Origin of the sequence: Micromonospora haikouensis, assembly GCF_000876225.1 — a bacterium.
Lineage (GTDB): Bacteria > Actinomycetota > Actinomycetes > Mycobacteriales > Micromonosporaceae > Micromonospora > Micromonospora haikouensis.
The window spans coordinates 1,061,049-1,084,166 of the sequence record NZ_JXSX01000003.1; the positions used below are offsets into that span (position 1 = coordinate 1,061,049).

Annotated in this window: 25 protein-coding genes; 20 read left to right on the forward strand and 5 right to left on the reverse strand. The window is 73.0% G+C overall.

Annotation, left to right across the window (positions count from 1 at the left end):
• Window positions 1-668: 668 nt before the first annotated feature.
• The 9 genes from TK50_RS25980 to TK50_RS26020 all read left to right on the forward strand — a co-directional run bounded on the left by TK50_RS25980 (window position 669) and on the right by TK50_RS26020 (window position 10,187).
• A complete protein-coding gene (locus TK50_RS25980) occupies window positions 669-1,295 on the forward strand; it encodes a hypothetical protein (protein ID WP_043969382.1) in 627 nt (208 codons plus the stop codon).
• Window positions 1,296-1,444: 149 nt separating this feature from the next.
• A complete protein-coding gene (locus TK50_RS25985) occupies window positions 1,445-1,906 on the forward strand; it encodes a DUF948 domain-containing protein (RefSeq protein WP_043967924.1) in 462 nt (153 codons plus the stop codon).
• A 27-nt stretch (window positions 1,907-1,933) separates the two neighbouring features.
• Window positions 1,934-2,239, forward strand: a complete 306-nt coding sequence (locus TK50_RS25990) for a hypothetical protein (protein WP_043967926.1) — start codon at window positions 1,934-1,936, stop codon at window positions 2,237-2,239.
• Window positions 2,236-4,914, forward strand: coding sequence for an alanine--tRNA ligase (gene alaS, locus TK50_RS25995; RefSeq protein WP_043967928.1), 2,679 nt, complete (start codon window positions 2,236-2,238; stop codon window positions 4,912-4,914). Before TK50_RS25990 ends, alaS begins: the two co-directional genes overlap by 4 nt.
• Before the next feature lie 137 nt (window positions 4,915-5,051).
• Window positions 5,052-5,513, forward strand: a complete 462-nt coding sequence (ruvX, locus tag TK50_RS26000; RefSeq protein WP_043967933.1) for a Holliday junction resolvase RuvX — start codon at window positions 5,052-5,054, stop codon at window positions 5,511-5,513.
• Complete coding sequence (gene mltG / locus TK50_RS26005) at window positions 5,510-6,712, forward strand: endolytic transglycosylase MltG (protein WP_043967936.1); 1,203 nt, start codon at window positions 5,510-5,512, stop codon at window positions 6,710-6,712. Before ruvX ends, mltG begins: the two co-directional genes overlap by 4 nt.
• Window positions 6,713-6,864: 152 nt before the next feature.
• A complete protein-coding gene (locus TK50_RS26010; RefSeq protein WP_043969383.1) occupies window positions 6,865-7,218 on the forward strand; it encodes a hypothetical protein in 354 nt (117 codons plus the stop codon).
• A gap of 26 nt (window positions 7,219-7,244) precedes the next feature.
• Window positions 7,245-8,084 carry a shikimate dehydrogenase gene (locus tag TK50_RS26015; protein ID WP_082106618.1) on the forward strand — a complete coding sequence of 280 codons (840 nt, stop codon included), beginning with the start codon at window positions 7,245-7,247 and terminating at the stop codon, window positions 8,082-8,084.
• Between the two features lie 231 nt (window positions 8,085-8,315).
• Window positions 8,316-10,187, forward strand: coding sequence for a glycerophosphodiester phosphodiesterase family protein (locus TK50_RS26020; protein WP_043967942.1), 1,872 nt, complete (start codon window positions 8,316-8,318; stop codon window positions 10,185-10,187).
• A gap of 153 nt (window positions 10,188-10,340) precedes the next feature.
• Here TK50_RS26020 and TK50_RS26025 read toward each other — a convergent pair whose 3' ends face one another.
• Window positions 10,341-11,081, reverse strand: coding sequence for a helix-turn-helix domain-containing protein (locus tag TK50_RS26025; protein WP_043967945.1), 741 nt, complete (start codon window positions 11,079-11,081; stop codon window positions 10,341-10,343).
• Between the two features lie 246 nt (window positions 11,082-11,327).
• Between TK50_RS26025 and TK50_RS35500 the strand changes: the two genes are divergently transcribed.
• The 4 genes from TK50_RS35500 (at window position 11,328) to TK50_RS26045 (ending at window position 14,569) form a co-directional block, all read left to right on the forward strand.
• Window positions 11,328-11,456, forward strand: coding sequence for a hypothetical protein (locus tag TK50_RS35500; protein ID WP_277814347.1), 129 nt, complete (start codon window positions 11,328-11,330; stop codon window positions 11,454-11,456).
• Complete coding sequence (locus tag TK50_RS26035; RefSeq protein WP_043967947.1) at window positions 11,453-12,661, forward strand: helix-turn-helix domain-containing protein; 1,209 nt, start codon at window positions 11,453-11,455, stop codon at window positions 12,659-12,661. The genes TK50_RS35500 and TK50_RS26035 overlap by 4 nt, the downstream gene beginning before the upstream one ends.
• Window positions 12,662-12,836: 175 nt before the next feature.
• Window positions 12,837-14,015 (forward strand): chorismate synthase, encoded by a 1,179-nt coding sequence (gene aroC / locus TK50_RS26040; protein ID WP_043967948.1) that lies wholly within the window; start codon window positions 12,837-12,839, stop codon window positions 14,013-14,015.
• Window positions 14,016-14,041: 26 nt separating this feature from the next.
• Complete coding sequence (locus TK50_RS26045) at window positions 14,042-14,569, forward strand: shikimate kinase (RefSeq protein WP_043969385.1); 528 nt, start codon at window positions 14,042-14,044, stop codon at window positions 14,567-14,569.
• Here the strand turns inward: TK50_RS26045 and TK50_RS35505 are convergent.
• The 3 genes from TK50_RS35505 to TK50_RS26060 are packed head-to-tail and all read right to left on the reverse strand — an operon-like array spanning window position 14,559 to window position 16,489.
• On the reverse strand, window positions 14,559-15,155 hold the full coding sequence (locus tag TK50_RS35505) for a hypothetical protein (RefSeq protein ID WP_043967949.1): 597 nt from the start codon (window positions 15,153-15,155) through the stop codon (window positions 14,559-14,561). The two genes, TK50_RS26045 and TK50_RS35505, sit on opposite strands and share 11 nt — an antisense overlap.
• Complete coding sequence (locus TK50_RS26055; RefSeq protein WP_043967952.1) at window positions 15,152-15,961, reverse strand: cytochrome c oxidase assembly protein; 810 nt, start codon at window positions 15,959-15,961, stop codon at window positions 15,152-15,154. Before TK50_RS26055 ends, TK50_RS35505 begins: the two co-directional genes overlap by 4 nt.
• Window positions 15,962-15,967: 6 nt before the next feature.
• Window positions 15,968-16,489 (reverse strand): DUF2243 domain-containing protein, encoded by a 522-nt coding sequence (locus TK50_RS26060; protein WP_043967954.1) that lies wholly within the window; start codon window positions 16,487-16,489, stop codon window positions 15,968-15,970.
• A gap of 277 nt (window positions 16,490-16,766) precedes the next feature.
• Between TK50_RS26060 and aroB the strand changes: the two genes are divergently transcribed.
• The 4 genes from aroB to nusB all read left to right on the forward strand — a co-directional run bounded on the left by aroB (window position 16,767) and on the right by nusB (window position 19,390).
• Window positions 16,767-17,843, forward strand: a complete 1,077-nt coding sequence (gene aroB, locus TK50_RS26065) for a 3-dehydroquinate synthase (RefSeq protein ID WP_043967957.1) — start codon at window positions 16,767-16,769, stop codon at window positions 17,841-17,843.
• Window positions 17,840-18,325, forward strand: a complete 486-nt coding sequence (gene aroQ / locus TK50_RS26070) for a type II 3-dehydroquinate dehydratase (RefSeq protein WP_043967959.1) — start codon at window positions 17,840-17,842, stop codon at window positions 18,323-18,325. The genes aroB and aroQ overlap by 4 nt, the downstream gene beginning before the upstream one ends.
• A 73-nt stretch (window positions 18,326-18,398) precedes the next feature.
• Window positions 18,399-18,956 carry an elongation factor P gene (efp, locus tag TK50_RS26075; protein WP_007075814.1) on the forward strand — a complete coding sequence of 186 codons (558 nt, stop codon included), beginning with the start codon at window positions 18,399-18,401 and terminating at the stop codon, window positions 18,954-18,956.
• 23 nt (window positions 18,957-18,979) lie between these two features.
• Window positions 18,980-19,390 (forward strand): transcription antitermination factor NusB, encoded by a 411-nt coding sequence (gene nusB, locus TK50_RS26080; RefSeq protein WP_176734315.1) that lies wholly within the window; start codon window positions 18,980-18,982, stop codon window positions 19,388-19,390.
• Between the two features lie 115 nt (window positions 19,391-19,505).
• Here nusB and bldD read toward each other — a convergent pair whose 3' ends face one another.
• Window positions 19,506-19,994 carry a transcriptional regulator BldD gene (bldD, locus tag TK50_RS26085; protein ID WP_007075816.1) on the reverse strand — a complete coding sequence of 163 codons (489 nt, stop codon included), beginning with the start codon at window positions 19,992-19,994 and terminating at the stop codon, window positions 19,506-19,508.
• Between the two features lie 284 nt (window positions 19,995-20,278).
• On the opposite strand from bldD, the gene pyrR reads away from it, so the two are divergent.
• From pyrR to TK50_RS26100, 3 genes are read left to right on the forward strand one after another with little or no spacing between them, the layout of a single operon-like run.
• A complete protein-coding gene (pyrR, locus tag TK50_RS26090) occupies window positions 20,279-20,866 on the forward strand; it encodes a bifunctional pyr operon transcriptional regulator/uracil phosphoribosyltransferase PyrR (RefSeq protein ID WP_043967965.1) in 588 nt (195 codons plus the stop codon).
• Window positions 20,863-21,789: an aspartate carbamoyltransferase catalytic subunit gene (locus tag TK50_RS26095; RefSeq protein ID WP_043967966.1), complete on the forward strand. Its 927-nt coding sequence runs from the start codon at window positions 20,863-20,865 to the stop codon at window positions 21,787-21,789. Before pyrR ends, TK50_RS26095 begins: the two co-directional genes overlap by 4 nt.
• A complete protein-coding gene (locus TK50_RS26100) occupies window positions 21,786-23,117 on the forward strand; it encodes a dihydroorotase (RefSeq protein ID WP_043967968.1) in 1,332 nt (443 codons plus the stop codon). Before TK50_RS26095 ends, TK50_RS26100 begins: the two co-directional genes overlap by 4 nt.
• The last annotated feature ends 1 nt before the right edge of the window (window position 23,118 follow it).

The window sequence follows — 23,118 nt, forward strand, 5'->3', positions numbered from 1 at the left end:
GTCCTGCCGGCCGGGACGTGCCTCCGTCCGGTCCCGCAGGGCGCGCGACGCCACCGGGGGGTCCCGCCGGCCGGGCCGCGCCGCCCGGCGCACCGACCGCCGGCCCCCACCAGCCCGGCGTGGCACGGGCGGTGATCCCGCCCGGTCGCCCGGGCGAGCGGCCGGGCGACCAGGCCGACGGCCGCGCGGCCCCGCCGCAACGCGACTCCGGCAGCGCGGCGGTGCCGCAGCGCGACGCGGGCAGCGCGGCGGTGCCGCAGCGCGGCCCCGTGCCGCCGGCGCAGCCGGGCGGGCCCGGCGAGGCGCACCCGCACCACCGTCCGCCGGAGCCGTCCGCCGGTGCGGCGTCGGTGGTCCGCCCCGACCAGCCGCCCGCGGTGGCCCGGGCCGCCGCCGTGGTGCCGGCCGTCGACGCGCCCCCGTCCCGACCCGGCCCGGACGCGGACCGGTCCGGCCCGCAGGAGCACCGGCCCGGCCTGGAGGTGCACCGGCTCGGCCCGGGCCCCGCCGCCCGTCCGGGCGGCGACGCATCCGGCCCCGGCCCCGACGGCGCGGAGCCTGCCGGGGCGGCCCAGTTGCGCCGGGCCGCGAACGCGGACGACCCGGACGTTGCGGACGAGGACGCGTCGGGCGGCCTGCGCGGCGCCCGGTCGGAGCTGCGGCGGCAGATGCGGGAGCGCCGTCGGCTGCGGATGGGCGTGCTCGCGCTGGTCAGCGTGGTGCTGCTGGGTGCCCTGCCGCTCTACTTCGGCATCCGTACGCTGAGCCGCGACCCCGTCTTCGACACCCTCGACGGGCTGAACGTGCCCGGCTGGGCGGCCACGAAGACCGTCGACAACGTCAGCGGCAGCCGCTGGTGCGTGGAGGAGTGCCGGCTGCGCGAGCGCACCGTCGAGTCGCAGCGGCCGGTCGAGGAGACGGCGCGGGCCTACGAGCGGGCCCTGACCGAGTCCGGCTGGCAGCCGTGGAAGGTGACCCGCTGCCCCGAGCAGCCGGCGAAGGGCGACTACACCTGCTGGCGTCGCGACGAGCTGACCCTCGACCTGTGGGTACGCGAGCCGACCTGCGTCCCGCCGCCGATCGACGGGGAGCCCGCGCCGACGTCCCTGGCCACGCCCCCCGCAGCGGGGGAGTGCAATGGGTCGTTGGTGTCGGTGAAGGTCCGCAACGCCATCGACGACGAGCGGACCCGGCCCCAGCCGAGCACCGACCCGTCGCTCACCGGCGAGGATCCCTTCCCGACCCTGAGCGAGGATCCGCTCGGCGAGTTGACGCCGACACCGTCACCGTCGTGAGCCGGGTTTCATCACTGACGGTAGGGTCTGGGGCTGGTAGGCCCGCCTGCCCCCGCTGACCCGGGGCGGGTCGCCGTACGACGGTGTGGGTTTCACGGTCGCGCGTTCCGGGGCGTCGGGCCCCGGAACTCTGCTCGAGGAGGACAGGCGTGAGTTTTGGAGAGGTCGCGGCGCTGATCGCGGCGATCGCGTTCGCGATGCTCGTGTTGATCCTGACGCTGCCCATCCTGCGGCTGCGGCACACCGTGGACGCGGCCACCCGCATGATCAACGACCTCAACGACCGCACCGCGCCCCTGCTCGGTGACGTCAACACCACCGTGAAGAACGTCAACACCGCCCTGGAGCAGGTGCAGGTCTCGCTGGACGGGGTCAACCTCCAGCTGGCCAAGGTGGACACGATGACCACCCACGCCCAGAACGTCACCGCCAACGTGGCGAACCTGGCCACCGTGGTCTCCGCCGCCGCCGCGAACCCGCTGGTGAAGGTGGCCGCCTTCGGCTATGGCGTACGCCGGGCCGCGGCCGCCCGCCGGCACGCCGAGACCGAGCGCGAGGTGCGCGACACCATCAAGCAGCAGCGCCGCGCCGCCAAGCGCGGCAACGCCTGAGCCGGCCGGCGACGGAGGGATGAGATCATGAGGCGCCTGTTCTGGCTGGGCATCGGGCTGGCCGTCGGCGTGGTGGTGGTGCGCAAGGCGACCCAGGCCGCGCACGCGTACACGCCGGCCGGCATCGCCGGTGGCCTGTCGCAATCCGCTGGCGGTCTGGTGGAGTCGCTGCGTAGCTTCGTGGAGGACGTCCGGATCGGGATGGCCGAGCGCGAGCAGGAGATCCACGAGGCGTTCGCCCGGGGCGAGGCGTTCGACGACCAGTTCGCCGAGCTGCGGGAGGACCCGCGCATCGGCGACCGAGAGATCTTTCCGGAGGAGCACCAGCGATGAAGACGGCGGAGATCAAGCGGCGGTATCTCGCCCACTTCGAGGCGAACGGCCATGCCGTGGTGCCGTCCGCTCCGCTGCCCGCCATCAGCGACCCGAACCTGCTGTTCGTCAACGCCGGCATGGTGCAGTTCGTCCCCTACTTCCTGGGGCAGCACACCCCGCCCTACTCCCGGGCGGTCAGCGTGCAGAAGTGCATCCGCACCCCGGACATCGACGAGGTCGGCAAGACCAGCCGGCACGGCACGTTCTTCCAGATGAACGGCAACTTCTCCTTCGGTGACTACTTCAAGGCCGGGGCGATCCCGCTCGCCTGGGACCTGGTCACCAAGTCGGTCGCCGAGGGCGGCTTCGGGCTGGACCCGGAGCGGATCTGGGCGACGGTCTACCTCGACGACGACGAGGCGGCCGAGATCTGGCGTTCCGTCGGCATGCCGGCCGAGCGGATCGTCCGGCGGGGCAAGAAGGACAACTTCTGGTCGATGGGCATCCCCGGCCCGGCCGGCCCGTGCTCCGAGCTGTACTACGACCGGGGCCCCGCCTACGGGCGCGAGGGCGGCCCGGAGGTCGACGAGGACCGGTACCTGGAGTTCTGGAACCTCGTCTTCATGCAGTTCCAGATCGACGACGTGCAGAGCAAGGAAATCTTCCAGATCGTCGGCGACCTGCCGAAGAAGAACATCGACACCGGCATGGGCCTGGAGCGGATGGCGTCCCTGCTGCAGGGCGTCGACAACCTCTACGAGATCGACGAGGTCCGGCCGATCCTGGCCCGCGCCGCCGAGCTGACCGGCAAGCGGTACGGCGCGCACTCCGGCCACGTCGCCAGCGAGTCGCACCCCGACGACGTGCGGCTGCGGGTGATCGCCGACCACGTGCGCACCGCGCTGATGCTGATCGGCGACGGGGTCACCCCGAGCAACGAGGGGCGCGGGTACGTGCTGCGCCGCATCATGCGCCGCGCCATCCGGGCGGTGCGGCTGCTCGGCTGGCAGGACCGGGCGCTGCCCGAGCTGCTGCCGGTGGCGCGGGACTGCATGGCCCCGTCGTATCCGGAGCTGGCGGCCGAGTTCGACCGGATCTCGCAGTACGCGTACGCCGAGGAGGACGCCTTCCTGGCGACGCTGCGCGCCGGGACGACGATCCTGGACACGGCGATCGCCGAGACCAAGTCGGCGGGCAAGCCGGCGCTGTCGGGCGACAAGGCGTTCCAGCTGCACGACACCTACGGCTTCCCGATCGACCTGACCCTGGAGATCGCGGCCGAGCAGGGTCTCCAGGTCGACGCCGACGGCTTCCGCCGGCTGATGGCCGACCAGCGGGCCCGGGCCAAGGCCGACGCGCGGGCGCGCAAGACCGGGCACACCGACCTGTCGGCGTACCGGTCGGTGCTGGACGCGGGCGGGCCGGTGGAGTTCACCGGCTACACGGAGCTGAACCGGGAGTCCCGGGTCCGCGCCGTGCTCTCCGGCGGCGACCAGGTCGGCGCGGCCGCCGAGGGTGACACGGTCGAGCTGGTGCTCGACACCACCCCCTTCTACGCCGAGGGCGGCGGCCAGCAGCCCGACCAGGGCCTGATCACCGTCGGCGGCGGCCAGGTCGAGGTCTTCGACGTGCAGCAGCCGGTGCCGGGCCTGATCGTGCACCGCGCCCGCGTCGTCCGGGGCGAGGTGCGCGCCGGCGAGACCGGGTACGCCGAGATCGACGTGACCCGACGGCGGGCCATCTCCCGCTCGCACACGGCCACCCACCTGGTGCACCAGACGATGCGCAACTTCCTCGGCGAGTCGGCCACCCAGGCGGGTTCGCTGAACGCGCCGGGCCGGCTGCGGTTCGACTTCAACACGCCGACCGGGGTGTCGCCGAGCGTCCTGCACGACGTGGAGCAGCAGGTCAACGAGGTGCTCCTGGCCGACCTGGAGGTGCACGCCTTCGTCACCAGCCAGGAGGAGGCCCGCCGCATCGGCGCGATGGCGCTGTTCGGCGAGAAGTACGGCGAGCGGGTGCGGGTCGTCGAGGTCGGCGACTACGCCCGGGAGCTGTGCGGCGGCACCCACGTGGCCCGCTCGGCCCAGCTCGGCCTCGTCAAGATCCTCTCCGAGGCGTCGGTCGGTTCGGGCGTACGCCGCATCGAGGCGCTCGTCGGCATGGACGCGTTCGGCTTCCTGGCCCGCGAGCACCTGCTGGTCTCCCGGCTCGCCGAGCTGTTCCGGGTCCCCGGCGACCAGGTCGCCGACCGGGTGGAGCAGACCGTCACCCAGCTCCGCGACGCCGAGAAGGAGCTGGAGAAGCTGCGCGCCCAGCTCGTGCTCGGCGGAGCGGCGGCCCTCGCCGGGCAGGCGAAGGACGTGCGCGGGGTGGCGTACGTCGGCACCGAGGCGCCCGAGGGCGCGGCCGGCAACGACGTGCGGACCCTGGCCCAGGAGATCCGCGGCAAGATCGACCCGGCGCGGCCGGCCGTGGTGGCCGTGGCGGCCCGGTCGAACGGCAAGGCGTCCCTCGTGGTGGCCGTGAACGCGGCGGCCCGCAGCCGGGGCCTGGCGGCGAAGGACCTGGTCAAGGCGGCGTTCTCCGGTCGGGGCGGCGGCAGCGACGACCTGGCCCAGGGCGGCGGCCTGCCGGCGGCCGAGGCGCCGAAGCTGCTGGCCACGGTCGAGCAGGCGATCGCCGACGCGTAGCGCGCCGCACGTCGGGTCAGGGCGGGCCGTCACGGTCCGCCCTGACCCGTTCCAGGGCAGGACGAAAACCGCTTCCGGGCGGACAACGGTCTTTTCAGGGCAGGATGAACGGTCTTTCAGGGCAGGATGAACGGAAGATGACCGAAACGGTGCACGGTGTCCGGCTGGGCGTCGACGTGGGGCAGGTGCGGGTCGGGGTCGCCCGGTCCGACCCGCACGGGGTGCTGGCCACCCCGCTGGTGACACTCGCCCGGGACCTGACAACGGCCGAGGACGCGGTGCCCAGCGACATGGCCGAGCTCGTCGCCCTGATCGCCGAGCACGAGTGCGTCGAGGTGGTCGTCGGCCTACCGGTCAACCTCTCCGGCCAGCACGGCCCGGCCGCCCGGAATGTGAAGGCGTATGCTGACCGGTTGGCTGACGTAATAGCGCCCGTTCCGGTAACGCTCACCGACGAGAGGATGTCGACGGTCGTGGCTTCTCGTAGGCTTGCCGAGCGTGGCGTCCGGGGAAAGCGCCAACGCGCGGTGGTCGACCAGGCCGCCGCGGTCGAGATCCTGCAGAGCTGGCTGGACGCGCAGCGGAGGCGGACGCGATGATCGACGATCTGGACCTCGGTTTCGACGAGTCGGAACGGAGTGGTGACAAGGGCAAGCACCGGCGCAGCTACGTACGCAAGCGCAAGGGCGAGTCGGGCGGGAGCGGGGGCAAGACCGCGCTCGCCCTGCTGATGGCCTTCGTGCTGCTCGGCGTCATCGGCGGCGGGGCCTTCTACGGCTTCGACCGGGTGCAGAGCTACTTCGTCACCCCCGACTACGACGGGGCCGGCACGGGCGAGGTGACCGTCGAGATCAAGCAGGGCGCGCTGATCGCCGACATGGCCGTCGCGCTCTACGACGCCGGGGTGGTCAAGAGCGCCAAGGCGTTCATCGAGGCGGCCGAGGCCAACTCGCGCAGCAAGAACATCCAGCCCGGCACCTACAAGGTGCGCAAGCAGATGAGCGGCGAGCAGGCCCTGGTCATGCTGCTCGACCTGAAGAACAAGATCACCAACCAGATCACCATCCCCGAGGGGACCACGGCCAAGCGCACCTACAAGCTCCTGTCGGAGAAGACCAAGATCCCGATCAAGGAGTTCGAGGCCGCCGCGAAGGACCCGGAAGGGCTCGGCGTGCCGGACTGGTGGTTCAAGCGCACCGACGGCAAACCGGCGAAGAAGTCGATCGAGGGCTTCCTCTACCCGGACACGTACGAGATCCCGCCGAAGGCCACCGCCGAGATCCTGCTGTCGACGATGGTGCAGAACTTCCTCACCGTCACCGGCGAGATGAAGTTCGCCGACCGGGTGCAGGAGGAGCGGGGCGGCATCAGCCCGTACGAGGCGCTGATCGTCGCGTCCCTCGCCCAGGCCGAGGCCGGCAACAAGGACGACCTCGGCAAGGTCGCCCGGGTGGCCTACAACCGGGTGTACGGCGAGTTCCCGTGCAACTGCCTGGAGATGGACGTCACGGTCAACTACTACCTGGAGCTGACCGGGCAGAAGACCAAGACGTCGAAGGACATGACCGACGCCGAGTTGGACGACAAGAAGAACCCGTACAACCGCAAGCTGCGCGGGATGATCCCCAGCCCGATCAACAACCCTGGCAAGCAGGCCATGGAGGGGGCAATGGACCCGCCGCCCGGTAAGTGGCTCTACTTCGTGGCGATCGACAGGCAGGGGCACTCCGCCTTTGCCGAGACGTACGAGGAGCAGCTCCGCAATCAGAGGAAGGCGGAAGAGGCCGGAATCATCTGAGTTGCCGAGGGATCGTCCGGTCCGCCCAACGGGTGGGCCGGACCGTCGCGGGTCGGGTCTGCATCGATAATCACCTTGATGAGCTATTGATGGATCCCTACGCTCTGACGGACGGTAGTCACTACACGGACGGGGAGCGGGCTTTGATCAAGATGAACGCATGGGCCACGAGGGCTGGAATCGTCGCTACGGGCACCGCGGTGGTGCTCGCTTTCGCAGCGGTGCCGGCCCAGGCGGCCGAGATCACCAAGAGCACCACCGGCGCGTCGGGACGTGCTGTCTACATCAAGAATGGTGACTGGGACCTCTTTGCCACCGACACGCTGACCGACGGGCACTGCGCGCGTTGGCAGGAGCGGGCCCCCAGCAGTAGCAGTTGGTCTTACAAGGGCAACTCCATCTGCACCGCGACCGAGGGTTGGGCGGGTTTTGCGCGCTCCGGCTACTCCTACCGGATCTGCCGCACCGGTGTCGGCAACTGCTCGACGGTGGCTACGCTTCCCTAGTTCGGAACCTTGGATGAGGGAGTGACGTGTCGGTTTACAGGGCGGCGGTGGTCGGCAAGCCGATCAGTCACTCCCTCTCCCCGGTGATCCACAACGCCGGCTACGCCGCCGCCGGCCTCGCCGGGTGGTCGTACACGACGATCGAGTGCGCGGAGGCGGAGCTGGCGGCGATGGTCGCCGGCCTCGGCCCCGAGTGGGCCGGGCTGTCGGTGACCATGCCCTGCAAGGAGGCCACCCTCACCCTCGCGGCCGAGGTGTCGCCCGTCGCCGCCGCGATGGGCGCGGCGAACACGCTGGTCCACCGCCCCGACGGCTCCTGGTACGCGGACAACACCGACGCCGCCGGCATGATCGAGCTGCTCGGCGCGGCCGGCGTGCCGCCGGGGGCCCGGTTCACCGTGCTCGGCGCGGGCGGCACCGCGCGGGCCGCCCTGGCCGCCGCCGCCCGCCTCGGCTCGGGCACGGTGACCGTGGTGGCCCGCCGCGCGTCGGCCATCGACGAGCTGCGCCCGGCCGCCGACGCGCTCGGCCTGCGGCTGGCCGGTGCCGACTGGGCCGACGCGGCCGGGCACACCGACGCCGACGTGGTCGTCTCCACCGTCCCGAAGGGCGTCGCCGACCCGATCGCGGCGCAGGCCCGGTGGCGGCCCGGCGCGGTCTACTTCGACGCGTTGTACGACCCGTGGCCCACCCCCCTCGCCGCCTCGGCCGAGGCGGCCGGCTGCCGGGTGGTGTCCGGGCTGGACCTGCTGGTCGCCCAGGCGGTCGGCCAGTTCGAGCACTTCACCGGCATCCGCGCCCCGGTCGCGGCGATGGCCGCCGCGCTGTCGGCCGAGGTGGGCATCGAGATCCGCCCGACCCGCTAGCCCCGGTCCTGCCAGCCCCGGCTCGGTCGCCCGCCCCGCCCCGCGCGGCGGCGCGCTCGGTTCAGCGCCGCCATGTCGGCGACATGGCGGTATCCGCACCCACGGATACCGCTACCTCCCCGACATTCGCCGTCGACCGAGCGGGCCGGGCCCCCGGTGTGCATCCGGGGGCCGGCCGGCGTCAGTGGGGGCGACACCGGGAGTTCGGGTGCGGTTCCTAGCGTCCGGGGCATGTTGACCTTGAACCGACGGCCGCGCCGGCCCGTGGCCGTTCTCGCGGCACTCGCCACGACCGCCGGCCTGCTCGCCGCCGTCCAGATATCCGCCCCCGCCCCGGCCGCTGCGAAGCCCGGTGACGTCGTCGTCGCCGAGGACTTCTCCGCCGGTACGCTGCCCGCCGGCTGGCGGGCCATCGACGGGGAGTGGACGGTGCGCGACGGCCGGCTGCGCGGCACCGCCACCAGCGGCACCAAGAAGATCACCTTCGGCCGGCACCTCACCGACTTCCGGTTCTCCGCGACCGTCCGCTTCGAGTCCGTCGCCGAGGCGACCCGGTGGACGGCGCTCGGCCTCGACGTGCCCGCCGACGGGCGCACCCCGTGGTGGATCGCCACCATGCGCAGCGGCACCACCGCCGCGAACGGCCTGGAGTTCGCCCAGCTCACCACCGCCAACGCCTGGAACGTCACCAACACCGGCTCCGCGCCGTACGCCGCCGGGACCGGGCGGGACATGTTGGTCGCCGTGGAGGTGCACGGCAACCAGGCCCGCTGGTTCCTCGACGGCCGCCAGCTGCTGCGCACCACCAGCCTCACCCGGTCCACCGACGGCGGGCAGGCCCTGATCGTCAACGGCGGCAGCGTCTCCTTCGACGACGTGCTGGTCACCGAGCTGCCGCCGAACGGCTACCTACGCCCGGCCGGTGCCCCGATGACCATCATCGCCCACCGGGGCGCGTCCGCCGCCGCCCCCGAGAACACCCTCGTCGCGCAGGAGATCGCCCGCCGCTCCGGCGCGGACTTCGTCGAGAACGACGTCCAGCCCAGCCGCGACGGGGTGCCGTTCGTGCTGCACGACGCCACCGTCGACCGCACCACCGACGGTTCGGGCGCGATCCGTACGCTCACCGCCGCCCAGCTCAAGGCGCTCGACGCCGGCTCCTGGTTCGCCCCGCAGTACGCCGGGGCCCGGCTGCCCACCCTCGCCGAGCAGCTCGCCGACCTGCGGACCCGGGGCGGCAACCTGCTGCTGGAGATCAAGGGCGCGCACACCCGTGACGAGGTGGCCCGCATCGTCGAGGTGATCCGCGCCGAGAAGATGACGACCCGCGTCTTCGTGCAGAGCTTCGAGGTCGACGCCCTACGGTTCACCCGGGAACTCGCCCCCGAGCTGCCGACCGGCCTGCTGCGCAGCGGCCTGGACGCCGATCCGGTCGCCATGGCGCGGGAGCTGGGCGTCACGGCGTACAACCCGACGGGTACGGCGCTGCTGGCCCGGCCGTCGGTGATCGCCGACCTGCACGCCGCCGGTGTCGCCGTCATGGCCTGGACGGTCGACTCGCCGGCGCAGTGGCAGCAGCTGGAGCGGATCGGCACCGACGGGATCATCACCAACCGGCCGGCGGAGCTGGCCGGCTGGAACGCCGCCGGTCAGCTCGGCGCGGCGGTCCCCACCGTGTCGATCGCCGCCCCGGCCGACGGCGTCGAGCTGGACCGGGCGCAGCGGCCGGTGCTCACCGTGCCGGCCACCGACGCCGACACCGTGACCGTCACCCTTGACGGGGCGGCGGTGCCGGTGGGCAAGCCCCTCGACCTGACCGGGCTGGCGGCCGGCGCGCACCGGCTGCGCGCCGTGGCGAGCGGCCCGAAGGGCACCGCCACCGCCGAGGCCACCTTCACCGTCGCGGTGACCCCGGCCGGCCTCGGTCACCTGGTGCTCACCTCCGGCGCTGCGGACCAGGCGCTGACGGTGCTCACCAACCACCTGGTGAAGGGCCGGTACGCGCAGCTGGCCCGGTACGCCGAACGGCACGCCGGCCGCTTCCTGCCGGAGGCGAAGGCCCGCGTCATCGCCGCCGACGCCCGCACCCTGGCCACCCGCTAACCCCGCCCCGCCCCGCCCCCCGCTTGCGCCCCGCCCCGCCCCGCCCCGGTCGGTGATCAAGAGGTTTGCGTCATCGTGAAGATCAAACTTGACGCTTTTCTCTTGATCACCGGGCCCGGGGCGGGAGGGGAGGGGTGGCGTGGCGGTTGGGGCTCAGTGCCGTGGGGCAGGCTTGCCGTCGGTCCACAAGGACTCGAAGTGCTCGACATACCGATCGAACGCTCCCCCGTCCTGGCACCGTCGCAGGTGCAGCGTCACGGAGTCCTGCCCGAGCCCCGCCCCGATGTGTGTGGCGACTATGGCCTCCTCGTCGAAGACCCACACGGACATGGCGAGATGACGGGTAGAGAAGCGGACCGGAATCACGGTGCCGACCTTGCTCAGTTCTGCCCGTGTCATCGCGATACGAGTCGACAGCGTGAGCGGAGTCGCTTCGATCCTCTCCCGCTCGGCTGTGACCGGGCTGTCCGGATCCCCGAGCAGGAATCGCAGGTCGGCCCCGGCGCTTGCCTTGGCTTCGAGCGTGGCGGAGACACCGGGCATCTCCAGCCAGAGGAAGTAGCTGGTGTATCCGCCGAACCACAGCCGAGAACTGGCGCGCCCGATGGCGTCACGGAACACCGACTGGGGCAGGTCTGCGCGGCGTGGATAGACGCCGAGCAGTTCCCGGTCGCTTCCAACCTTCACGGCACGTCGGATCATCTCAGGCCACAGCACCCCCACATCCTCGCCCAGCACCTCTGCTACGCGCACTCTGGAGCGAGGATGAGGGACGCGTCCCCGGCTGACCCATCTCTGCACGGTCTTCGCGTCCACATCGCACCTCTCGGCGAGGTCGGCAAAGGAGAGACCGGCTGCCACGATCGCAGCCTTGAGTGCATCGTTCCGCGCCATGGCGAATAGGACCTTTCGTAGACGTCCCCGCATAGTCACACGCGAGCGGTCCCACCGTCCGTGACACGCTGGCAGCTTTCAGTGCATGCCATGTTCCGCGCAGCCGGTGCTGTTCGTTTCGCACCCGTCACAGGTAACGCGCCCCCTGTGCTGGGCCGGGTGGCTGGATCCGAGGGGCCCAGGCAGGCCAACGTGCCGACCCTCCATCCCCCAAGAAGGCGACGGTTTCTGGTGATCTCCGATGCCGTGTCGATTGTGTTCGGTGGGCTGGTGCCGGGCTTCCTGCTCGGGCTGCTCGCGTTCCGGGTCAAGTCCCGCTGGTGCCCGCGTTGCGGCGAGCACACCTACGCCATGCCGCCGGAGCAGGACAGATGACCGCGCCGGTTCCCCGCGCCCGCGCCGAGGTGCCGATCGGGCGGCGGATGGCCGAGTTACGGGCCCGCCGGGGGATGAGCCAGCAGGTCTTCGCCGACCGGATCGGCAGGTCGAAGAGCTGGGTCGACAAGGTCGAGCGAGGCGTACGCACCCTCGACCGGCTCTCCGTCATCGAGACCGTCGCCGGGGCGCTGGGGGTCGCCCCGGCGGTCCTGCTCGCCGACAAGCCGCGCCGGGAAGCCGTCACCGACACCGAGGCAGCCGTGGAACGCATCCGGGCGGCGCTGGCCCGCCACGACCCGCCCGATGCCGACGGCCCGTGCGTGCGGCAGCTCGACGACCAGGCCGGGTACGCCTGGGCCGCGTACCGCAAGGGCCATCATCCGCAGGTGCTGCGCACCCTGCCCGACCTGCTCGCCGCCAGCCGGCACGCCCACCACACCCCGACCGGGGACGCGTCCGTCGCCGATCCGCTCGTCCGCGTCTACCGGCTCGCCGCCCAGACGCTGGTCAAGCTCGGTGAACCCCACCTCGGCCTGCTGGCCGCCGACCGCGCCATGATCGCTGCCACCGGAGACGCACACCGCACCGGGCTCGCCGCCGTCTCCCTCGCCCAGGCGCTGCGCGCCCTGCGCCGGGGTCGCCTCGCGAAGGCTGCCGCGCTCAGCGCCGTACACCAGCTCGACCTGACGCCGTCGCGTGCCCTGCTGGCCGACGAACCGGGACTGACCGGGACCCTGTTGATCGAGGCCGCCGTCGCCGCCGCTACCTGTGGTGACGCCGCCACCGCCCACGACCTCACCGAACGCGCCGTCGCCCTCGCCCACGGCAACCGGCAGTACGACGGCGACGGCGTCGCCTTTGGCCCCGTCGCTGTCACCCTCGCCCGTGCCCTGGTCGCCACCCACCTCGGCGACCACCACCACGCCGTCACCCTCCACCGACACGCCGCCAACAGCGAGGGCTGGCACCGGCTCCCCGCCGAGCATCGCGCCGCCCACCTCGTCGACATCGCCCGCGCCCACCTCGACCTCGGCGACCCGGCGGCTGCCGGCCGTGCTCTCCTCACCGCCGACCGCCTCGCCCCCGCAGAGACCCGAGCCCGTTCCGCCGCCAGGGCCACCCTCACCACGATTCTTCGCACGGGCCCCACCTCTGCCGACGTCACCCGCCTGGCCGCCGTCCTCGGGCTGACCCGGCAGTAGGCGCCAGACCTTGGACACCTACTGTCAGCCGCTCGGACAGCAAGCGTCCAAGATCTCGTCTGTTCCGGGGTCGGGTACCCGCGCCGGGCCCGTGGCGTCCGGGCGGCGCGTCCGTAGGGCGGGACGCGGTGGGCGGCCCGGTGGGACGTAACCCGGGCGTGACAGACTTGCCCACGTGTTGCGCTGGTTGACTGCAGGTGAATCGCACGGTCCCGCCCTCGTCGCGATGCTGGAGGGCGTGCCCGCCGGGATCGAGGTGACCACCGGCGAGATCGCCGGTGAGCTGGCCCGCCGCCGGCTCGGCTACGGCCGGGGCGCCCGGATGGCCTTCGAGCAGGACGTCGTCGAGATCATCGGCGGCCTCCGGCACGGCGTCACCCTCGGCAGCCCCGTCGCCATCCGGGTCGGCAACTCCGAGTGGCCCAAGTGGCAGACGGTGATGGCCGCCGACCCGGTGGACCCCGACGAGCTGGCCCGGCAGGCCCGCAACGCGCCGCTGACCCGCCCGCGTCCGGGCCATGCCGATCTTGCCGGCATGCAGAAGTACGGCCACACCGACGCCCGGCCGATCCTGGAGCGGGCCAGCGCGCGGGAGACCGCCGCCCGGGTCGCCGTCGGCACCGTGGCGAAGGCCCTGGTGAAGCAGGCCCTCGGCATCGAGATCGTCTCGCACGTCGTGGAGCTGGGCCCGGTCGCCGCGAAGCCGGGGCTGCGCCCCACGCCGGAGGACGCCGAGCGGATCGACGCCGACCCGCTGCGCTGCCTCGACTCCGACGCGAGCGCCCGGATGGTCGCCGAGGTCGATGCCGCGAAGAAGGCCGCCGACACGCTGGGCGGCGTGGTCGAGGTGCTGGCGTACGGGGTGCCGCCGGGCCTGGGCAGCCACGTGCAGTGGGACCGCAAGCTCGACGCCCGGCTCGCCACCGCGCTGATGTCGATCCAGGCGATCAAGGGTGTGGAGATCGGCGACGGCTGGTTGCAGGCCCGCTCCCGTGGCTCGGAGGCGCACGACGAGATCGTGCCGACCGCGACCGGGGTGCGCCGGGTGACCGACCGGGCCGGTGGCCTGGAGGGCGGCATCACCACCGGCGAGCCGCTGCGGGTGAAGGCGGCGATGAAGCCGATCTCGTCGCTGAACCGGGCCCTGGCCACGGTGGACGTGACCACGAGGGAGCCGGCGACCGCCATCAACCAGCGCTCCGACGTGTGCGCCGTGCCGGCCGCCGCCGTGGTCGCCGAGGCGATGGTGGCGCTGGTGCTCGCCGAGGCCGCCGTGGAGAAGTTCGGCGGCGACTCGGTGGCCGAGATGCGCCGCAACCTGGCCGGCTACCTCGACTCCCTGGTGATCCGGTGAGCCCGACTTCGCCCGACGACTCGGCGCTGCCCGGTGACCCGGTCGGCCGGACGCGGCCGGTGGTCGTCCTCGTCGGGTCGCCCGGCTCCGGGAAGACCACCGTCGGGGAGACGCTCGCCGCGCTGCTCGGGGTGGAGTTCCGCGACACCGACGCCGACATCGAGGCGATGGCCGGCAAGCCGATCCCGGAGATCTTCGTCGACGAGGGCGAGGACCACTTCCGCGCCCTGGAGCGGGCCGCCACCGCCGCGGCGCTGACCTCCTGCGCCGGGGTGCTCGCCCTCGGCGGCGGCGCGGTGCTCGCCGAGGAGAACCGCGCCGCCCTGGTCGGGCACACCGTGGTGCACCTGAGCGTCGAGCTGGCCGACGCGGTGAAGCGGGTCGGGCTGGGTGCCGGCCGGCCGCTGCTGGCGATCAACCCGAGGGCGACGCTGAAGCACCTGATGGACCAGCGCCGCCCGCTCTACGCGGAGGTGGCGACCGCGACGGTGGTCACCGACGGGCGTACGCCGGAGGAGATCGCCGCCGAGGTCGCCGCCCTGCTCAAGCCCTGACGCGCTCCCCGCCCCCGGTTGCCTTCATGGAACTGAGCAGCCCGACCTCCGGCTCCAGCGCGCCGTCCTGACCCAGCGACAGGAAGTCGGCCTCGACCGCCGCCCGGTCGAGCACCCCCGCGCGCACCGCGTGGTAGCGCACCACCGACCAGACGAAGACGTCGAGGCTGTCGAAGCGGGTGCCGCCCTCGACGACCTCCTCCTCGTGGAACCACAGGCCGACCTGCCCGTTGGCGAGCACCACGTGCAGGTTGCCGCCCCCGTCGGCGCCGACGGAGTAGACGTCGTCGTCGGTGAGCACCGTCTCGTAGTCGGCGTCCAGGATTCCGCAGTCGTTGCCCGCGAAGTCGAACCCGTAGGACCAGTCGTAGATGTCCAGGAACTGGGGCATGCGCCCCGACCGCACGCGCTGGTCGAACGCCGCCAGGGCGGTGGCGGCCGTCGGCGGGAGCCGGTCGAGCATCGGCGCGACCGGCCGGGTCCCGGCGGGAACCGTGACGGGCGGACGGTCGGCGAACCAGCGGGCGAGGTCGGCGTCGAGCCCGTTGGCGACGTAGCCGACGAGGTCGTCAGGGGTGAGCGTCACCGGCGGATGCTAACCGGCCCCACCGACACGCGACGGTGCCCCACCTGAGGACGCCAGGTGGCGAGGAGGGCCAGCGCCAGGGCGATCTCGGCGAGGTCGCCGCCGTAGTACATGACCGTCGCCCCGGCGCGCAGCTGCTCCGGCGGGGCCGGGACGTCCACGGCGAGTCCCGCGTACAGCAGTTGGGCCAGGGTGGCGTGGGCGGCCACGGCGACCCCGAGCACCACGAGCCGCGCCGGCACCCGGGGGCGGTGCGGGCCGGGGTCGGGGCCGGCGACCGACCAGGTGAAGAGCAGCCCCGAGAGCAGGAAGTGCAGGTGCACCAGGTGGTGCAGGGCCGGGTGCGCCAGCGTCGCCCGGTACAGCGGCGTCAGGTACAGCACGTACAGCCCGCCGGTGGTGAGCGCGAGGCCGGTCACCGGGTGGGCGAGCGCGGCGAGGGCGGGGCGGCGCAGCAGCCGCACCAGGGCCCGGCCGCGCCGCCGGTCGATGCTGCGCAGCGCCAGGGTGACCGGCGCGCCGAGCACCAGCCCGAGCGGCGCGAGCATGCCGACCAGCAGGTGCTGCCAGGCGTGCGCGGCGAAGCCGCCGGCCGGCAGGGCCAGCCCCACCGCCAGCAGGCCGGCCCCCGCGCCGAAGGCCGCCGTGCGCCGGTGCGGCCAGCCGCCGCCGTCGGGCCCGCGCTGCCGCAGCGCGGCGGCGAGATAGACCCAGAAGATCACCAGGGGTACGAGCAGCGCGGGCCCCGGCGCGTACCCGTCGTGCCCGCCGTGGCTGCCTCCGCCCACTGCCAGGCCCCCGATCATGTCGGGTCACCGGCGGTCGGCGCAGACGTCCACGGTCGTGCCGCGGCGCTGCACCAGCCAACCGACGGCGACCAGCGCCGCCCCGAGCGCCAGGAACCCGAGGTCCCACCACGTCCGGTACGCGCCCTCGCGCACGTGGTGGATGCCGAGCAGGTGGTGGTCGACGATCCCCTCGACGAGGTTGAACAACCCCCAGCCGACCAGTGCCCAGCCCCACAGCACGGGGGAGCGCCACAGCAGCCCCCGCGACCCGGTGACCCGGGCGTAGAGCAGGGCCAGGCCGGTCAGCACCGCCACCCAGGTCACCACGTGGAAGATCCCGTCCCACAGGGTGTTCATCTCCAGGCCGGGCACGGTGTCCACCGGGTACGCCTTGACCCCGACGTTGTCGCTGCCGGTGCCGCTGAGCATGTGGTGCCACTGGAGCACCTGGTGCAGCACGATGCCGTCGGCGAAGCCGCCGAGGCCGACGCCGAGGATCGTGGCGGGCAGCCGGATGTCGGCGCCCTCGGTGCTGGGTGTGCTCATCGCGGGGTACCTCCGCCTCGTCGGCCGGCCCGTGCCGGAACGCCGTCCGTGCTGGAAACGCTGCCCCCGCCCTGCCCGGCTAAACGCCGCCGGCCGCCGCCGGTGACGTGCGGGTGGCGCTGCGCCGAGCGCGGGCGTCGCGCCGCGCGTGGTGTTAGGAAGGGGCCCTTCCTATGCAGGAAGCGTTAACAAGGTGCCCTTCCTTGCATGCGATCCGTGCGCCACGGAGTGGACAGGCGGCGTCGTGGGGGCCGTGGCTGGACTAGGCTGCCGGGCGATGGACGAGGTGACCCGGATTCCGGTCGGCGGCGAACGGCCGTACGACGTGTTGGTGGGACGCGACCTGCTCGATTCGCTCCCGACGTTGCTGCCCGGCGCGACCCGGGTGGCGGTGCTGCACGCGCCGCCGCTGAAGGGGCTGGCCGACGCGATCGGCGCGCGCCTGGCGGCGGCCGGGGCGGCCCCCCTGCTGGTGGAGGTGCCGGACGCCGAGGCGGGCAAGGCCATCGAGGTGGCCGCCGCGTGCTGGGACCGGCTCGGCGAGGCGGGCTTCACCCGCACCGACGCGGTGGTGGGGGTGGGCGGCGGCGCGGTCACCGACCTGGCCGGCTTCGTCGCGGCCTGCTGGCTGCGCGGGGTGCGCTGGGTGCCGGTGGCGACGTCGCTGCTGGGCATGGTCGACGCGGCGGTGGGCGGCAAGACGGGGATCAACACGGCGGCCGGCAAGAACCTCGTGGGCGGCTTCCACCCGCCGGTCGGGGTGCTGTGCGACCTCGCGGTGCTCGACAGCCTCCCGCCGGCCGACCTGGCGGCGGGGCTGGCCGAGGTGGTCAAGTGCGGGTTCATCGCCGACCCGGTGATCCTCGACCTGGTCGAGCGGGACCGCGCGGCGGCGACGGACCCGACGTCGCCGGTGGTCCGGGAGCTGATCGAGCGGGCGATCCGGGTGAAGGCCGACGTGGTCTCCGGCGACCTGCGCGAGTCCGGGGTGCGCGAGGTGCTCAACTACGGTCACACCCTGGCCCACGCGATCGAGAAGGTGGAGGGGTACCGCTGGCGGCACGGGCACGCCGTGTCCGTCGGCCTGGTCTACGCGGGGGAGTTGGCGCGGCTGGCGGGCCGGCTTGACCCGGAGACCACGGCGCGGCACCGCACGGTGCTGACGGCGCTGGGGCTGCCGACGGCGTACCGGGCCGACGCGTGGCCGCAGCTGCTGGCCGCGATGCGGGTCGACAAGAAGAGCCGCGGCTCGCGGCTGCGGTTCGTGGTGCTCGACGCGCTGGCCCGCCCGGCGATCCTGGAGGGCCCGGACGACGAGCTGCTGCACGCCGCCTACCGGGAGGTCTCCTCATGAGGGTGTACGTGCTCAACGGGCCGAACCTGGGCCGGCTGGGCACCCGCCAGGTCGACGTGTACGGGGCGACCAGCTACGCCGACCTGGTGGGGCTGTGCGAGGCCACCGGCCGGGAGCTGGGGCTGGACGTGACGGTGCGGCAGACCGACGCCGAGCACGAGCTGGTGGGCTGGCTGCACGAGGCGGCCGACGAGCAGGCGGCGGTGGTGCTCAACCCGGCCGCCTGGTCGCACTACTCGATCGCGGTGCGGGACGCCTGCGCCCTGCTGCGCGGCCCGCTGGTGGAGGTGCACATCTCCAACATCCACGCCCGGGAGGAGTTCCGCGCGCACTCGGTGGTCTCGGCGGTGGCGACGGGGGTGATCTGCGGGTTGGGCGTGGACGGCTACCGGCTCGCCCTGCACCACCTGGCGGCCCGCGCGGAGGCGGCCGGCGCGAGCGCGGAGGCTGCCCGCGCGGGCGCGGGAACGACCGGCGGCTGACGGCGGGTACGGCCGGCGGCGGCAGCTAGTAGACTTGCCAGGTCTGTCCGCCAATTGATGATCAAGGCAGGAAATGGCCACCACCAACGACCTGAAGAACGGCCTGGTACTCAACCTCGACGGGGAGCTCTGGGCCGTCGTGGAGTTCCAGCACGTCAAGCCCGGTAAGGGTGGCGCCTTCGTGCGTACCACGCTGAAGAACGTGCTGTCCGGCAAGGTGGTCGACAAGACCTTCAACGCGGGCACCAAGGTCGAGACCGCGACCGTGGACAAGCGCACGATGCAATACCTCTACGCCGACGGCGAGGACTACGTCTTCATGGATCTGGAGACGTTCGACCAGATCACCGTCCCCGGGGGCACCGTCGGCGAGGCCGCCAACTACCTCCTGCCGGAGGCCGAGGCGACCGTCGCCACCCACGAGGGCGTGCCGCTCTACATCGAGCTGCCGACCTCCGTGGTGCTGGAGATCACCTACACGGAGCCGGGCCTGCAGGGCGACCGGTCCACCGGCGGCAACAAGCCGGCGACGGTCGAGACCGGCGCGACCGTGCAGGTGCCGCTCTTCATCACCACCGGCGAGAAGATCAAGGTCGACACCCGCGACGGCCGTTACCTCGGCCGCGCCTGATGGCCGAGGGGCCCAAGCAGCAGATGCCGGCGCGCCGCAAGGCGCGCAAGCGGGCGCTGGACGTGCTCTTCGAGGCCGACCTGCGCGACCGGCCGCCGGTGGAGGTGCTCGCCGGCTACGTCGAGCGGATCGAGAAGCCCCACCCGGAGCACCTGGGGTACGCGGTCGGCCTCGTCGAGGGGGTGGCCGCGCACCTGGACCGGATCGACGAGCTGATCGCCAGCTACGCCGAGGGGTGGACGCTGGACCGGATGCCGGCGGTGGACCGCAACCTGGCCCGCATCGCCGTCTACGAGCTGCTCTACGTCGACGAGCTCGACGACGCGGTGGCGATCAGCGAGGCCGTCGAGCTGGCCCGGCAGATGTCGACCGACGACTCGCCGCGCTTCCTCAACGGGGTGCTCGGCCGGATCGCCGAGTACGCCACCCGCTGACCGTCGCCCCTCGGGGCGCCGGCCGGCGAGGCGGTGTCGAAAAGGGCCCGTGCCTGCGGCACGGGCCCTTTCGGCGTGACCTTTGTCGGGGCGCGAAGAGCTCCCCGTGGGCGCGTCAGGACGCGAAGAACGCCCGCGGGTCGGCGACGAGCACGCCGTGCTCGGTGAGGCGCTCGATCAGCCCGGACGGCGAGGCGTCGTAGACGATCGCCAGGGCGCGCAGGTCGTCGGCGCGGATGGAGAGCACCCGGCCGTTGTAGTCGCCCCGCTGCTGCTGGATGGCGCGGGCGTACCGGGCGACGTAGGCCAGGTCCTCGGAGGCGTCGTCGTAGAGCCGCTCCAGGTCCAGGACGATCTTGCTGGTGGGCTCGTGTCGCACCCCGCTGCCGTCGGGCAGCAGCTCGGAGACGGGCACCCGGTAGAAGTCGGCCAGCTCGGCCAGGCGGGACACCGTGACGGCGCGGTCACCGCGCTCGTACGAGCCGACCACCACGGCCTTCCACCGCCCGTTGGACTTCTCCTCCACTCCCTGCAGGGACAGGCCCTGCTGCTGGCGGATGGAGCGCAGGCGGGCGCCCAGCGACTTGGCGTATTCAGAGGGCATTCGGACACTCCCAGTGCTGCTCGGGGTTCACCCCGCGATCGCTACGGAGCGTGACGGTACGGGGATTGCGACAACTGGTCAAGTGGTCGTGACCCTACCGTTGGGCTGGGCGGGTGGAGTTATCCCGATTCGCCAGCCTGATTCTGGGGTCAGTGCCGGCGTCGGCCCCTCCCATGACCGCTGGTAACGTGGCATGCAGCCCCCGCCCGGGTCGCCCGCGGCCCGCCGGAGGCGTCAGACGTCCTTTAACGACCCGTCCCGTGAGGCGGGGAAGGAGGTCCGCCGTGGCCTACCCGTCGGCTGCCCACACGTCGCCACCGCGACAACCCTCGGTGAAGGTGATCCTCGCCGCAGCGGACGTCTCGCGCGTGGTCGACCGCATCGCACACCAGATCCTCGAGAAGACCCAGGGCGCCGCCGACACGGTGCTGCTCGGGATTCCCACCCGCGGGGTGCCGCTCGCCCGGCGACTCGCCGCCCGGATCGGCACCTTCGAGGACGTCGCCGTCCCGGCCGGCGTGCTCGACATCACCCTCTACCGCGACGACCTGCGCCGGCACGCCACCCGCGCGGTCGGCCCGACCCAGCTCCCGGCCGGCGGGATCGACGGCAAGCGGGTCGTCCTCGTCGACGACGTCCTCTTCTCCGGCCGCACCGTCCGGGCCGCCCTCGACGCGCTCAGCGACGTGGGCCGCCCCGCCTCGGTGCAGCTCGCCGTCCTGGTCGACCGCGGCCACCGGCAGCTCCCGATCCGCGCCGACTACGTCGGCAAGAACATCCCGACGGCGCTGGCCGAGAACGTGAAGGTCACCCTCGCCGAGACCGACGGCGCCGACGAGGTCAGGCTGTACGGGGAGGCGACCGCCGCATGATCCGCCACCTGCTCTCCGGCGCCGACCTGGACGCCGCCACCGCCACCCTGATCCTGGACACCGCCGCCGAGATGGCCACGGTCGCCGGCCGCGAGGTCAAGAAGCTGCCCGCGCTGCGCGGGCGGACCGTGGTGAACCTCTTCTACGAGGACTCCACCCGCACCCGGATCTCGTTCGAGGCGGCGGCGAAGCGGCTCAGCGCCGACGTGATCAACTTCTCGGCCAAGGGCTCCAGCGTGACCAAGGGCGAGAGCCTGAAGGACACCGCGCTCACCCTCCAGGCGATGGGGGCCGACGCGGTCGTCGTCCGGCACCCCGCCTCGGGCGCCCCGCACCGGCTGGCCGACTGGGTCGACGGGTCGGTGGTCAACGCCGGCGACGGCACCCACGAGCACCCCACCCAGGCGCTGCTCGACGCGTACACGATGCGGGCCCGGCTGGGGCGGCTCGCCGGCCTGCACGTCGCGGTCGTCGGGGACGTGCTGCACTCCCGGGTCGCCCGCTCCAACGTGCTGCTGCTGTCCACCCTCGGGGCGAAGGTCACCCTGGTCGGGCCGCCCACGCTGATCCCCGTCGACATCGCGCAGGCCCTCGCGCCCGGCATCGACGTCTCCTACGACCTCGACGCCGTGCTGCCGAACGTGGACGTGGTGATGATGCTGCGGGTGCAGCGGGAGCGGATGACCGACTCCTACTTCCCCTCGGCCCGCGAGTACGCCCGCCGCTACGGGCTCGACGCGCCCCGGATGCGCCGGCTGCCGGAGCACGCGATCGTCATGCACCCCGGGCCGATGAACCGGGGCATGGAGATCACGCCCGAGGTCGCCGACTCGCCCCGCTCCACCATCGTCGAACAGGTCGCCAACGGGGTCTCCGTGCGGATGGCCGTCCTCTACCTGCTGCTCGGGGGGAACAACCTGTGACCGCGTACCTGATCACCAACGTGAGCGTCGTCGGCGCCGCGCCGACCGACCTGCTGATCCGCGACGGCGTCGTCGCGCAGACCGGCGCCGCCCTCACCGCGCCCGACGCCACCGTGGTCGACGGCACCGGGCTGGTCGCCCTGCCCGGCCTGGTCGACCTGCACACCCATCTGCGCGAGCCGGGCCGCGAGGACGCCGAGACCGTGGAGTCCGGCTCCCGGGCGGCGGCGCTCGGCGGCTACACGGCGGTCTGCGCGATGGCGAACACCTCCCCGGTCGCCGACACCGCCGGCGTGGTCGAGCAGGTCTGGCGGCTCGGCCGGGAGGCCGGGCTGGTCGACGTGCAGCCGATCGGCGCGGTCACCGTCGGCCTGGCCGGCGAGCGCCTGGCCGAGCTGGGCGCGATGGCCGACTCTGCGGCCCGGGTGCGGATCTTCTCCGACGACGGGCACTGCGTCGCCGACCCGAAGCTGATGCGCCGGGCGCTGGAGTACGTCAAGGCGTTCGACGGGATCATCGCCCAGCACGCCGAGGAGCCCCGGCTCACCGAGGGCGCGCAGATGCACGAGGGCGAGGTGTCCACCCGGCTCGGGCTGACCGGCTGGCCGGCGGTCGCCGAGGAGGCGATCATCGCCCGGGACGTGCTGCTCGCCGAGCACGTCGGCAGCCGCCTGCACGTCTGCCACGTCTCCACCGCCGGCAGCGTCGAGGTGCTGCGCCAGGCCAAGGCCCGGGGGGTACGCGTCACCGCCGAGGTGACCCCGCACCACCTGCTGCTGACGGACGCCGTCGTGAGCGGGAGGAGCGAGCTTGCGAGCCCCGCACTCGCGAACAACTGGAGCCCAGCCGGAGCCTACGACCCGGTGTTCAAGGTCAACCCGCCGCTGCGCACGGCCACCGACATCGCCGCGCTGCGCGCCGCGCTGGCCGAGGGCGTGATCGACGTCATCGCCACCGACCACGCCCCGCACGCCGTGGAGGACAAGGAGTGCGAGTGGGCGTACGCCCGGCCGGGCATGCTCGGCCTGGAGACGGCGCTGTCGATCGCGCTGGACGTGCTCGGCCCGCAGTGGGACCTGATCGCCGAGCGCATGTCGCGCGCCCCGGCCCGCATCGCCGGGCTGGACGGCCACGGCGTCGACCCGGCCCCCGGCGTGCCGGCCAACCTGACCCTGGTCGACCCGGCGGCCCGCCGGGTGATCGAGCCCGCGGAGCTGGCCAGCCGCAGTCGCAACACCCCGTACGCCCGCATGACGCTGCCGGGTCGCATCGTGGCGACCTTCCTGCGCGGCGAGCCGACGGTCCTGGACGGAAAGGCTGTTAACTAAT